9 protein-coding genes are annotated in these 13,631 nt (G+C 41.7%); 6 read left to right on the top strand and 3 right to left on the bottom strand.

The genetic code is table 11. The annotated features are described in order from the left end of the window. The first annotated feature begins 380 nt into the window (after positions 1-380). The 5 genes from dapB to ACZ5WS_RS10495 all read left to right on the top strand — a co-directional run bounded on the left by dapB (position 381) and on the right by ACZ5WS_RS10495 (position 7,667). Positions 381-1,178, top strand: coding sequence for a 4-hydroxy-tetrahydrodipicolinate reductase (dapB, locus tag ACZ5WS_RS10475; RefSeq protein WP_464708440.1), 798 nt, complete (start codon positions 381-383; stop codon positions 1,176-1,178). Positions 1,179-1,540: 362 nt separating this feature from the next. Beyond that, a complete protein-coding gene (gene carA / locus ACZ5WS_RS10480) occupies positions 1,541-2,677 on the top strand; it encodes a glutamine-hydrolyzing carbamoyl-phosphate synthase small subunit (RefSeq protein WP_008113125.1) in 1,137 nt (378 codons plus the stop codon). 16 nt (positions 2,678-2,693) lie between these two features. Beyond that, a complete protein-coding gene (gene carB / locus ACZ5WS_RS10485; protein WP_178956215.1) occupies positions 2,694-5,912 on the top strand; it encodes a carbamoyl-phosphate synthase large subunit in 3,219 nt (1,072 codons plus the stop codon). A gap of 50 nt (positions 5,913-5,962) precedes the next feature. Further along, positions 5,963-6,439, top strand: a complete 477-nt coding sequence (gene greA / locus ACZ5WS_RS10490) for a transcription elongation factor GreA (RefSeq protein ID WP_010388635.1) — start codon at positions 5,963-5,965, stop codon at positions 6,437-6,439. Between the two features lie 169 nt (positions 6,440-6,608). Then, entirely contained in the window at positions 6,609-7,667 is a 1,059-nt protein-coding gene (locus ACZ5WS_RS10495; protein ID WP_138607548.1) for a S66 family peptidase, read from the top strand. 45 nt (positions 7,668-7,712) lie between these two features. On the opposite strand, the gene ACZ5WS_RS10500 is transcribed toward ACZ5WS_RS10495, so the two are convergent. Further along, the gene (locus ACZ5WS_RS10500; RefSeq protein ID WP_054201099.1) at positions 7,713-8,369 is read right to left on the bottom strand and encodes a nitroreductase family protein; all 657 of its coding nucleotides are present in this window, start codon (positions 8,367-8,369) and stop codon (positions 7,713-7,715) included. Between the two features lie 127 nt (positions 8,370-8,496). Here ACZ5WS_RS10500 and ACZ5WS_RS10505 point away from each other — a divergent pair, with 127 nt between their 5' ends. Further along, positions 8,497-9,438, top strand: coding sequence for a LysR family transcriptional regulator (locus ACZ5WS_RS10505; protein ID WP_171039624.1), 942 nt, complete (start codon positions 8,497-8,499; stop codon positions 9,436-9,438). Positions 9,439-9,458: 20 nt separating this feature from the next. On the opposite strand, the gene ACZ5WS_RS10510 is transcribed toward ACZ5WS_RS10505, so the two are convergent. Continuing rightward, the gene (locus ACZ5WS_RS10510) at positions 9,459-10,349 is read right to left on the bottom strand and encodes a dienelactone hydrolase family protein (RefSeq protein WP_138607544.1); all 891 of its coding nucleotides are present in this window, start codon (positions 10,347-10,349) and stop codon (positions 9,459-9,461) included. A gap of 129 nt (positions 10,350-10,478) precedes the next feature. Further along, entirely contained in the window at positions 10,479-13,631 is a 3,153-nt protein-coding gene (locus ACZ5WS_RS10515) for an efflux RND transporter permease subunit (protein WP_138607542.1), read from the bottom strand.

Raw genomic sequence — 13,631 nt, forward strand, 5'->3', positions numbered from 1 at the left:
AAGACTATCTGTTATTATTATGAGGGTCTGTTGATCTTTCAAGGTTAAATTTGCAGCAGTCTGTTTGGTATTTAGGCAAGGCAGAGCCTATGTGGTGTGGTATTCCCCATAAATAGGCGATAACGCAGCATCAATGCCAAACAGGCGCTGCCCGAAGGGTTCTGCCTAGGAGCGATTTACTCTTTGTTGCTCGGTTTTTACTTAGCCCACTAGGTTACAAACCTCGCGCCACGATTAAACCACTCCTAGTTTAAACAAATTTTAATCCGCAAAGGTCAACAGACCCTAAAATAATCGAAGCTTTTTTATAAGCTTTCCTGACTATTACATGAGTTTTAGATAAAATCTAGCTAACTAAAAAATACATAGGTTGTAAAAAGATGAATCGAGTAGGTGTGTTTGGTGCGAATGGCCGTATGGGCCTAGCACTTTTAGAAGCAGCAACAATCAATAAAAATTCACAATTAGCGGCGGCCTATGTACGCAGTGAGTCTGAGTTAGTCGGTCTATCGGTTAATCAACTTAATAGTGCAGCTGCAAAAGACATTCACTTTAGCAGTGAACAGCAGGTTGAAAATGTAGATGTGCTTATAGACTTTACCCTTCCACAAGGCATGAGAAATCACTTAAAAACAGCTGTTGAGAAAAAAACACCTATGGTAATTGGCACCACTGGCTTAACTCATGATGATATGGCTCTATTAACCGATGCCGCTAAACATATCCCGATCGTATTTGCGCGTAATTATAGCGTGGGCGTAAATTTACTGCTTAACTTAGTGCAAACAGCAGCGACAAAATTAGGCGATGATTTAGATATTGAAATTTTTGAAGCGCATCATCGCCATAAAATCGATGCGCCATCGGGTACAGCATTAGCTATTGGCGAGTCGATTGCACAGGCTAAAGGGTGGGATCATGATGAGGTTGCTGTTTATGATCGTAACAACATAGAGCAGGCCAAATCACAAAATGAAATTGGCTATTCGGTGCTAAGAGGCGGCGATATAGTAGGTGAACACACAGCCTACTTCGCTACAATAGGCGAAAGACTTGAATTAACCCATAAAGCAAGTTCGCGAATGACCTTCGCGCTAGGTGCTATAAGAGCTGCGCAGTGGTTGAAAAATAAACCAGCAGGACTTTATGATATGCAAGATGTGCTAGATTTAAAGTAGTTAAGTTCCTTTTTTAACGCTTTGAGGTGGTTTTTTGGTATAACCACTTATTTATTACAATTTACTAATTAGCGTTAGACCTAAAAGCCAACTTCATGTAGAATACAGCCAATTTGCCAAAAATTACTAAATGCGTGTTTCCAATTATACTCATATGGTTAGCAAAACCGGGGTTTGTGTGGGAATAAAAAGAGTTTTAGGCAAGAAAAATGAATGAAGGTTTAGTGGTTTACATCGGCATCATTTAAGACTGCGTAAAACAATTTAAGCTCACAGGAATCAGGTTTTGACCAATTATTTGGGTATTGGCGGGGTGTTAAGCAATTTGCTTACTCCCGTTTTTTACTGTTAGGAGGTTTAACTTGACTAAATCCGCTCTGTTAGTCCTAGAAGACGGCACAGTGTTTCGCGGTACTGCAATCGGCGCTGACGGCATGTCAGTCGGTGAAGTAGTATTCAATACGTCTATGACTGGTTATCAAGAAATTTTGACTGATCCATCGTACGCGGAACAAATCGTAACTTTGACGTACCCACATATCGGTAATACGGGTACCAACAGCGAAGACGAAGAAGCGAGTCACATTTGGGCGAAAGGCCTAGTGATCCGTGATTTGCCACTGCTAGCAAGTAATTTTCGTAACGAGCAATCGTTAGATGATTACTTAAAAGAACGTAATATTTTAGGTATTGCGGACATCGACACCAGAAAACTAACCCGTATTTTGCGTGACAAAGGCGCACAAAATGGCTGTATTGTTGCTGGTGACGAACTAGACGAGAAAAAAGCGCTCGAAGCCGCGCAAGCCTTCCCAGGCTTAAAAGGTATGGATTTAGCAAAAGTTGTCTCAACCAAGGAAAATTTTGAGTGGCGCGAATCAAGCTGGACATTAGGCGAGGGGTTTAAAACCTTACACGCTGATGATGAAAAGTTTCATGTTGTTGCCTACGACTTCGGTGTTAAACGTAACATTTTACGTATGCTTGTTGATCGTGGTTGTAAACTGACCGTTGTCCCAGCACAAACCTCTGCCGCTGACGTACTAGCCTTAAACCCAGATGGTATTTTCTTATCAAACGGCCCTGGCGATCCTGAGCCATGTACTTATGCCATTGATGCAATTAAAACCTTTTTAGAAACCGACACGCCAATTTTTGGTATTTGTTTAGGGCATCAACTACTAGCACTTGCCTCAGGTGCTAAAACAGTAAAAATGAAGTTTGGCCACCATGGTGGTAACCACCCAGTTAAAGATCTTGACCGCGATGTTGTAATGATCACTGCACAAAACCACGGTTTTGCTGCAGATGAAGCCACATTACCAGATAATTTACGTGCTACGCACAAATCGTTATTTGACGGTACATTACAAGGTATTCACCGTACAGATAAACCAGCGTTTAGCTTCCAGGGTCATCCTGAAGCAAGTCCTGGTCCGCACGATGCAGCCCCATTATTTGACCACTTCATCGATTTGATGCAAGCGCGTAACCACTAATTTAACCGGAGTAATAATGCCAAAACGTACCGATATAAAAAGCATTCTTATCTTAGGCGCAGGCCCAATTGTAATTGGTCAAGCTTGTGAATTTGACTACTCTGGTGCTCAAGCGTGTAAAGCACTAAGAGAAGAAGGCTATAGAGTTATACTCGTTAACTCAAACCCAGCCACTATCATGACTGACCCAGAAATGGCTGATGCAACATACATCGAACCAATTCACTGGGAAGTGGTAGAAAAAATTATTGAAAAAGAAAAGCCAGATGCTGTACTGCCTACAATGGGTGGTCAAACGGCATTAAACTGTGCGCTTGATTTAGATAAGCACGGTGTATTGGCAAAGCATGGTGTTGAGCTTATAGGTGCAACAGCCGATGCAATCGATAAAGCCGAAAACCGTGAGCGTTTTGATGTTGCTATGCGTAACATCGGCCTAGAATGTCCACGTGCTGAAATTGCCCATTCAATGGATGAAGCGCGCGATACCATGACCCGTATCGGCTTACCGTGTATTATTCGTCCTTCTTTCACAATGGGCGGCACCGGCGGCGGTGTGGCTTATAACATGGAAGAGTTTGAAGAAATCTGTGAGCGCGGTTTAGACCTTTCACCAACCAGCGAGTTATTAATAGATGAGTCGTTAATTGGTTGGAAAGAATACGAAATGGAAGTTGTTCGTGACAAAAAAGACAACTGTATTATCGTCTGTTCTATTGAAAACTTTGACCCAATGGGTGTGCACACAGGTGACTCAATCACGGTTGCACCAGCACAAACATTAACCGACAAAGAATACCAAATCATGCGTAATGCCTCTATGGCCGTATTGCGTGAAATTGGTGTTGAAACCGGCGGTTCAAACGTACAATTTGGTGTAAATCCAGTTGATGGCCGTATGGTTATCATCGAGATGAACCCACGTGTATCACGTTCATCTGCATTGGCGTCTAAAGCAACGGGTTTCCCAATTGCTAAAATTGCAGCGAAATTGGCTGTAGGTTACACACTTGATGAGCTTCAAAATGATATTACTGGCGGTAAAACCCCAGCATCGTTTGAGCCTTCAATCGATTATGTTGTAACAAAAATTCCTCGCTTTAACTTTGAAAAATTTGCCGGTGCAAACGACCGTTTAACAACGCAAATGAAATCAGTAGGCGAAGTAATGGCGATTGGTCGTAACCAACAAGAGTCATTACAAAAAGCATTACGTGGTTTAGAAGTAGGCGCAACGGGCTTTAACCCAATTGTGGCGCTTGACGACCCGAAAGCAAAAGAAAAAATCATTCGTGAATTACGTGAGCCTGGTGCAGAGCGTATTTGGTACATTGCCGATGCGATGCGCCATGGAATGAGCGTTGAAGATGTGTTCGAACTGACTAAGATTGACCCTTGGTACTTAGTACAAATTGAAGACATCCTAAAAGATGAAGCTAAAATTTCAGAAGTCGGTATGGCCGGCTTAAATGCGGACTTCTTGCGTAAACTTAAACGCAAAGGGTTTGCAGATCCGCGTATTGCAGAAATTGCTGGTGTGTCAGAAGCTGAAATTCGTAAAAAGCGCCATCAACTCAATATTGTACCTGTTTACAAACGCGTTGATACGTGCGCCGCAGAATTTAGCTCAGACACTGCTTACATGTACTCATCTTACGATGAAGAATGTGAAGCTAACGCATCTGACCGTGATAAAATCATGGTAATTGGTGGCGGTCCTAACCGTATCGGCCAAGGTATTGAATTTGATTACTGTTGTGTACACGCAGCCCTTGCGCTTCGCGAAGACGGCTACGAGACCATCATGGTTAACTGTAACCCTGAAACGGTTTCTACCGATTACGACACATCTGATCGTTTATACTTTGAGCCAATTACGCTTGAAGACGTACTAGAAATTGTACGTGTTGAAAAGCCAAAAGGCGTTATCGTGCAGTACGGTGGTCAAACACCACTTAAACTAGCGCGTGAGCTTGAAGCTAACGGTGTGCCTGTAATTGGTACTTCACCTGATGCCATTGACCGTGCAGAAGACCGTGAGCGTTTCCAACAACTTGTTGAGCGTTTAGACTTACTGCAACCAGAAAATGCGACGGTTACCTCTACTGAAGAAGCACTACTTAAATCAGTTGAAATTGGTTTCCCACTGGTAGTACGTCCTTCGTACGTATTAGGTGGTCGTGCGATGGAAATTGTATACGATGAGCAAGACTTACGTCGTTACATGACCGAAGCGGTATCTGCATCAAATGAAGCGCCAGTATTACTAGACCGTTTCTTAGATAACGCGATAGAAGTTGACGTTGACGCAATTTGCGACGGCGAGCAAGTGATTATTGGCGGTATCATGGAGCATATTGAACAAGCGGGCGTTCACTCTGGTGACTCAGCATGTTCATTACCAGCTCACTCGCTAACGCAAGAAGTGCAAGATGTGATGCGTAAGCAAGTAACTGATATGGCACTTGAACTTGGCGTAGTTGGTTTGATGAATACACAGTTTGCGGTTAAAGATGGCAAAGTGTATCTAATCGAAGTAAACCCACGTGCAGCACGTACAGTTCCATTTGTATCTAAAGCAACGGGTGTAGCACTTGCAAAAGTAGCGGCACGTTGTATGGCGGGTCAATCTTTAGCAAGCCAAGGCATTACTAAAGAAGTGATTCCACCTTACTACAGCGTAAAAGAAGTGGTATTGCCATTTGCTAAGTTCCAAGGTGTGGATCCTATCCGTGGACCTGAAATGCGCTCAACGGGTGAAGTAATGGGTGTTGGTGATACTTTCGCCGAAGCGTTTGCAAAAGCACAATTAGGTGCAAGCAACACTTTACCACGTGGTGGTCGCGCGTTACTATCTGTACGTAATAGCGATAAGCCACGTATTGTAGAACTAGCTAAAACCATGACAGAACTTGGTTTTGAGCTAGATGCAACAGGTGGAACAGCTGCTGCACTTGAAGATGCTGGAATTACGGTTCGCCGTGTAAATAAAGTATACGAAGGTCGTCCGCACATTCTTGATAGAATCAAAAATGGCGAGTATAGCTATATCGTTAATACCACCGAAGGTCGCCAAGCGATTGAAGATTCGAAGGTGTTACGTCGTGGTGCATTGCAACACAAAACCAATTATACTACGACATTGAATGCGGCATTTGCTAACTGTACTGCTAACCAAGCAGATGACCGCAGTAAAGTGACGTCTGTTCAAGAACTACACCTGCGATTGAACTAAGGAAATGTGCCAAGGCCATAACCATGGCCTTGGGATTAAGTGAGAAAAGTATGCAATCAATTCCAATGACAGTTCGTGGCGCAAAATTATTGCGCGATGAGCTTAACGAATTAAAAACTGTTACCCGTCCAAAAATTGTATCTGATATTGCTGATGCACGAGAACACGGTGACTTAAAAGAAAATGCTGAATATCACGCTGCGCGTGAGCAACAGGGTTTTTGTGAAGGCCGTATTCAAGAAATTGAAGCAAAACTTTCAAACATGCAGATGATTGACGTAACAAAGATGCCTAATACAGGTAAAGTGATTTTTGGGACTACAGTAACCATCGTTAATGTTGAAACCGACGCTGAAGTTAAATATCAGATTGTTGGCGATGATGAAGCAGATATTAAAAGTAATTTAATTTCTGTTAATTCACCAATTGCTCGCGGCTTAATTGGTAAACAAGCGGATGACGCTGTGATTATCAAAACGCCAAAAGGTGATGTAGAGTACGAAATCATTGAGGTTGAGTATATTTAATTAGTTAACTCACTTTAACGTTTTATAAAAACCAGTGCTTAGTAATAAGCACTGGTTTTTTTATGCTTGGTTTTTATATTTGGTTTAGAATCGGTTGAATATTATTCATTGTTTGTAAATGTAGGCTATGTTGTTATGGTAGTAACCTATTCTTCAATAAGGAAATAATATGGCAAATATACTGTATCCGGCACCTTTAACAGTGGGATCTAAAATCGCCGTGTGTTCTTTATCAGCGGGGATCAAATCAAAATACCATCCACGGTTAGATATTGTCATTAATGGCTTAAAACATCGAGGTTATCAGATTGTTGAGGGGGAGTTTTTACGTCAAAACGAGCCGCGAACTCAACTTACAGCTAAGCAGCATGCCAAGCAATTAATGGACTTTTTATTAGATGATGAAATAGATGCGATCATGCCGCCAATGGGCGGAGAGCTGGCAATGGAAATATTGCCTCTGCTTGATTTTAGCGCAATTAAAAACGCTAAACCTAAATGGTTAGTAGGCTATTCAGATGTCAGTACGATTGCTTGTGCACTGACAGCAAAATGTAATTGGGCAACACTGCATAGTGCTAATTTAATTCAATTACACCCTGATGAAAAAGACCCGTATTGTTTACAAATTTTTGAAAGCCTAAGCTATGAGGCTAGCAGTAAGTTTGAGCAAGCCCCCTCGACTAACCATCAACATAGCAAGCCTGATTACGCACAAAACCCGAATGCATTATTTGATCACAGCGTTCCCACACAATGGCAATGTTTAAATTACACCGATAAGCGCAGTATTGAAATGTCAGGGCGGTTGTTTGGTGGGTGTCTTGATACGGTTGGGCTGTTACTTGATTCGCCTTTTTTAGCTCTGCATGAGTTTAAAAAGCACAATGCCTCGCAAGGTATTGTACTTTATTTAGAAAGCGCAGAGCTCACGCCAGCGACCGTTGCAAGGTTTTTATTGTCACTTAAATTAGCGGGCATGTTTGATGATATAAATGGGGTGATTATTGGTCGTCATGTGACCTTACAAGGGCAAGACCCAGGGTTTGATTATCGCCAAGGCTTAAATGCCGCTTTTGGTGGGTGTTTATTTCCGGTGATCATTGATGCTGATATTGGCCACATTCCTCCTAATTTAAACTTAGTTAATGGTGCATTATGCACTGTTACCGCAGATGTTGAACAAGGCAAAGTGCTCAGTGCATCTGTGGTCACAAAACTAGCCTAGTAATAATAAACTGCTCACTTACTATTTAAAGTGAGCAGTTATGACTTATAAAACCTGAATAATTTGTTCTTTGCTTAAACGTGATTTTGGCAGCTTAGCATTGTAGTCTTCTTCTGCGTCATGGTAGCCCAGCGCAAGTGCGACATCACAGATGTAGCCGTCTAATTCGCTTGCGAACTCCTCACCAATCAGTTGTGCATCAACGCCTTCCATCGGTGTGGTATCAATCCCTAAGCGTGCTGCTGCATGCATAGTATTGCCTAAAGCAATGTAGGTTTGTGCTTTAGTCCAGGCGGCATTATTACCCTTCTCATCGGTATTTAAATCCACAAACGCAAAGGCGCCAAAAGCTTGCTCGCGGTTTTCTGTTTGAGTTCGGCCATTTTTTATATCAGCATCAATTACTTGGCCATAGTTTTCACGGGTATATTGCGGATTATGAGCGAATAAAATAATGTGTGATGCCGCTTTAATGTGTGGCTGATTAAATTGAAACTTATTAGCAAAGGTACTGTGCATACGCTCTTTTGCGGCATCAGATTCAATCACAATAAATTTCCAAGGCTGTGAATTAATTGACGAAGGAGAAAGACGCATAGCATTATACAATACCGCTAAATCGTCTTGAGAAATGCGCTTTGTAGCATCATAACGTTTAGCGGTGTGGCGGCTTTCAAGATCGCGAATAATAGGGTGAGTCATAGTCTCTCCATAATAAAAAAGGGCTGATAAATAGTGTTCATTGAGTGTATGAGCAGCATAATACAATTTGCTTTATTTAAAATAAACAGCATAATTATTGAATCATTATCAAATAAAAATAGATAATATGCAGGTTGATGACTTAAAACTGATTTTAAAAGTAGCTGAGTGTCGAAGCATTACGCTAGCAGCAGCCAAGTTAGATATGCGCACAGCAACGGCCAGTGCTGCTATTAAGCGTGTAGAGTTGGCACTTGGCTGTGAATTATTTATTAGAACCACTCGTCATTTGCGTTTATCTAGTGCAGGGGAGCGATACATTCCCCAATGCGAACAAGCTCTGGCCGTGCTTGAAACGGCAAGGCAAAATCTTAAAGGAGAACATGATGCCATTGAAGGGGAGTTACGGGTAGCTACCTCATCTGATTTAGGGCGCAACTTAGTGATACCTTGGATTGATGAAGTCATGGATAAGTACCCAAGTGTGAGCTTGCGTACGCACATTAGCGATAGCAATATCGATTTTTTTCGTGATTCGGTTGATATAGCACTACGTTATGGCTCACCCAGTGATAGTAGTGTATATGGATTTAAAATTTGCAACGTACCGCGACTACTCTGTGCTACACCTACCTATTTAGCTAAATATGGTGAGCCAGAGCACCCAGATGATTTAGCGCAGCATCACGGATTATTTTACCAGCTGCAAGATATTATCAATAATGTGTGGGAGTTTACCGATGGCCAAAAAAAATACAAAGTAAAAATGCAGGGCAGACGTGCCTCAAATGATGGCGATTTAGTTAGGCGTTGGTGTGTTGCAGGTAAAGGTTTAGCGGTTAAATCAGCGTTAGATATTGCCGATGACTTATTAAATAAACGCGTTGTTACTGTGATGAATAATTACCAGCATACCTGTGGTGAGCTGTGGCTCATTTGCCCAAGCAGGCAATCGATTACTCCCGCTGTACGACTATTGCGTGATGTGTGCAGAGAAAAAACCGCTCACTTATTGAATCAGCTAGTAAAGCAGGGGATTGTTGATAAACGTATATTAATTAACGAGTAACAAATACACGTTTAGTAACGTTAACTTAAATAGTTTTTAAAAAACGCCAAGGTTCGCTGCCAAGCAAGTTCGGCACTCTTTTCATCGTAACGGCCAGTTGAGTCATTGTGGAAACCATGGTTTGCACCTTCATACTTATGCATGATGAACTCAACATTGTTAGCATTTAAGCTTTGCTCATACTCAGGCCATGTAGCGTTAACCCGTTTATCAAGTTCACCTAATTGAATCATTAACGGCGCTTTTATATTTTTGTGTAAGCTTTCACTTGCAGGTGTGCCATAAAAGGGCACGCCCGCGCTCAATAAGTTACTGTCTACTGAGGCTAAATAATTAACAATATAGCCACCAAAACAAAAACCAACCGCGCCTAATTTACCATTACTATTTGGCTGTGCTTTTAAAAAGTGAGCAGCGGCTACAAAATCATTTTGTATTTTAGTGCGATCAAGGGTACGTTGCATGGCTCGACCTTCATCGTCGTTGCCTGGGTAGCCACCCAGTGGGTGCAACGCATCAGGGGCAAAGGCAATAAAGCCGACTTTAGCCAGTCGCCTTGCAACATCTTTTACATACGGATTTAAGCCGCGATTCTCGTGTACTACTAATACAACAGGTAGCTTGCCTTGTGTATTTTTTGGAACCACTAAATAGCCTTTACCCGAACCATGACCATCAGGCGAATCAAATTCTTGGTAAGTGGCTTTTATGTCATCGTCGTTAAATGAGACCTGCTCAGCTTGAGCGTAATTAGGTAATAATGCACCTGTAAGTACTGTCATTGAAAAGCCCAATGCGGCTAAGCCACCGAGTTTTTTCATAAACGTGCGTCTATCAATTAAACCATGAGCGTATTCGTCATACCAATCAAATGCTTCTTGAGGAATGTGTTCAGACTGAGGGGAGGTCATAGTAGTGCCTTATTTTATTATGATTATTTAATACCATAACGTAAAAGGCATAAAAAACGAGCAGTTTAATTTATAAATAAAAAGCTCGGCATAATTATGCCGAGCTTTTTTGGTTGGGATTTTACTGAATTAACTATTGGTCGTTGCTGGTTGGCCATCGACAATAGGGTCTTTACCGCGCCACTTTCGAATTATGCGTTTTGTATCTTCAAGCGCAACGTACTGACACGGTATAAGAATAAGCGTAATTACTGTGGCAAACAGCACACCAAAGGCGAGTGATACTGCCATAGGTATTACAATTTTTGCTTGTAAACTGGTTTCCATAATAATCGGCATTACGCCAATAAAAGTAGTAACAGAGGTTAGTAATATCGCTCTAAAGCGACGCGCTCCGGCTTGCATTACCGCTTCTTTTATTGCCACACCTTCTGCACGGGCTTTGTTTACAAAATCCACCATAACAAGTGAATCATTAACCACTATACCGGCTACAGCGATAATGCCGAACATTGATAATCCGCTCATTGTCATACCTAAAGCCATATGACCGAACATAGCACCCACAACACCAAATGGGATCACCGACATAATAATCAGTGGCTGAGAATATGAGCGAAGTGGAATGGCCAGTAGCGCAAAAATAATCATTAATGAGATTGCAAAATCACGTAGTTGTTCATTAGCACTTTCCATCTCTTCTTGAATACGCCCTGCAACATTACTTTTTACTCCAGGGTAGTTTTTAAGCAGTGCTGGTAAGTAAACATCACGAATTTCTTGTGCAATGGCAAATGGCTCTACTTCGTCACTATTGACCGCAGCCCACACATTAACAGTACGGTTTGAGTTTTCACGTCTGATACTGCTTACGCCGTCAACTAGCTTGACTATAGCTATTTCACTCAAAGAAACTTCAGCGCCCGCAGGAGTGATAATACGCGTATCTTGAATGTTGCTTATTGAGTTACGCTCGCTTTGCGGGTAACGAATCATTACTTTGATTTCTTCACCTTCACGCAGAATACGCTGTGCTTCAAGGCCGTAATAGCTAAAGCTTACTTGAGAGGCCACATCAGCAAGGGTTAAGCCCATACTGTAAGCAAGTGGTTTTAAATCAAGTTGCACTTCGTCGGTGGCACTTTGCAGTGAGTCATTTACATCACCCACACCTTCCATACTTTGTAACTTAGCTTTTAGTTTGCTAGATACTTCTTTTAACTCGTCGGCATTTTTTCCTTCGAGTCTAAAGCTAACGTCGCCATCATCACGACCACCACCAAAAATACTATCTTGAATGGTGAGTGTTTTAAGCCCCGGTAGCGGTGGCATTTTTTCACGCCACATAGTGCTTAGCTCAAAGGTATCGATTGGGCGTAAGTGAGGCTCTACTAAAATGGCCATAATACTCGCATTAGTACGACCACGCAGACTAACAGACAAATCACGGATCATAGATTGGCCATACTGCTGCTCTAGTTCTTTATCGACGCTCAGTAATACATTTTCTATTTTACGCGCTGTTTCAAGCGTGGCTTGCTCAGAAGAGGCAAGGTTCATTTCTAGCGATATACGCGGGAAATCATGCGGAATTTTAGGGTTTGGTACAAATTTAACCATTCCACCGGCAAAGAGTCCTGCACTGACAATTAAAATACATAAAAAGCCAATAATCACGGTATAGCGATAATGGATACAACGACCGATAAATGGAGTGTAATAATGTTCAACAAAATGCTTTAAGCCACTATCAACTGCATTACGTAATTTATGTAATGGGTTTTTAGGATTAGGCTTACGCGGGTTCATTGCTGCGATGTGTGCAGGTAAAATTAGTTTTGATTCAATCAGTGAAAAAATTAAGCATAAAATAATCACTACACCAATTGCTTTCGAAAACGCAGCGCTCGGCCCTGAAGCCATTGCTTGAGGTAAAAATGCAGCAATAGTGGTTAGTACACCAAAGGTTGCTGGCATGGCTACACGTTTTACACCACGAATAACGTTGTTAAGTGAGTGCCCATGTTTTTCAATTTCAGCACTGGCCGACTCACCTACAACAATGGCATCATCAACCACAATCCCTAAAACAATAATAAAGGCAAACAAAGACACCATATTAATAGTAATGTCTAAAAAGCCGATAGGCATAAATAAGAATGCCCCTAAGAAAGACACTGGTAGGCCCATCATTACCCAAAACGCTAATCTAAGTGGTAAAAACAGCGCTAATACCAGCATAACTAAAATACCGCCCCACACCATATTATCGACCATCATGTCGAGGCGACCTTCAAGGTAGTATGTTAAATCAACGATGGGTGATAACTTAACCCCTGCAGGAAGTTGATTTGCTTTGTTTGCTAGGTACTTTTTAAGGACTTTAGCAACAACGGTAATGTCTTGATCTTTTGAGGCATCAATTTCAAACGACAGTGAATTTTTGCCGTTGTATTTAGAATATAGTAAGCCTTCTTCAAAGCCATCATTTATAGTGGCTACATCGCCTAATTTAATTTGAGCACCGTCTGGTAATGTAATTAGCGGTAATTTTTCAAATTCACCGCCACGATAGGCTTGCTTTTCGACACGCATCGAAATGTAGCCAGTATCAGAGCGAATTTGCCCCGCCGACATATTAGTAGAAAAGCTTTGTACCGCATTAGATACATCTCTAAATGTGAGTCCATATTCGCGAAGTTTATCAGGGCTAATTTCAATACCAATTTCGTAGTCTAAGCCACTGTAAAAATCAACTAGGTTTACATGAGGAAGGTTTTGCAATTCATCTTTAATATCATTGCCAAGTTCTTTTAACTGGTAATAACTCATATCACCATAAAGCGCGAGTATCATTACTTCTTGTTGAAATTTTTCACGCTGAACAACAGGGCGTTCCATACCCGCAGGAAACGTATTAATTGAATCTACTTGCGCTTTTATTTCATCAAGCGCTTCTTTGGCGTCATATTTTTCTTCAATCTCAACCCAGGCTTGTGCATAGCCTCGATTAGAATAAGTGATTAGACGCTTTATACCTTCAGTTCCTTCAAGGTTTTCTTCAATTTTTATAGTAATGCCTTCTTCCACTTCTTGTGGTGCGGCACCAGGGTAAACAGCTTGAATACTTACCCAGTTACTTTCAAACTGAGGGAATGCTTGCTTACGAATGGTTAGCGCGGTTAACAACCCACCAATCAAGATAAAAATCATGATTAGGTTAGCTGCAACGGGGTTACGCGCAAACCACGCAATTAACCCTTTTTCATCAGTTGTGGTCAT

The sequence above is a fragment of the Pseudoalteromonas sp. 11L1 genome (assembly GCF_055397545.1).

Bases quoted from the DNA above. Each gene is read 5' to 3' on its own strand.
- ACZ5WS_RS10515 (WP_138607542.1), bottom strand. From the start codon at position 13,631: ATGACCACAACTGATGAAAAAGGGTTAATTGCGTGGTTTGCGCGTAAC.
- ACZ5WS_RS10510 (WP_138607544.1), bottom strand. From the start codon at position 10,349: ATGACCTCCCCTCAGTCTGAACACATTCCTCAAGAAGCATTTGATTGG.
- carB (WP_178956215.1), top strand. From the start codon at position 2,694: ATGCCAAAACGTACCGATATAAAAAGCATTCTTATCTTAGGCGCAGGC.
- ACZ5WS_RS10495 (WP_138607548.1), top strand. From the start codon at position 6,609: ATGGCAAATATACTGTATCCGGCACCTTTAACAGTGGGATCTAAAATC.
- greA (WP_010388635.1), top strand. From the start codon at position 5,963: ATGCAATCAATTCCAATGACAGTTCGTGGCGCAAAATTATTGCGCGAT.
- dapB (WP_464708440.1), top strand. From the start codon at position 381: ATGAATCGAGTAGGTGTGTTTGGTGCGAATGGCCGTATGGGCCTAGCA.
- ACZ5WS_RS10505 (WP_171039624.1), top strand. From the start codon at position 8,497: ATGCAGGTTGATGACTTAAAACTGATTTTAAAAGTAGCTGAGTGTCGA.
- ACZ5WS_RS10500 (WP_054201099.1), bottom strand. From the start codon at position 8,369: ATGACTCACCCTATTATTCGCGATCTTGAAAGCCGCCACACCGCTAAA.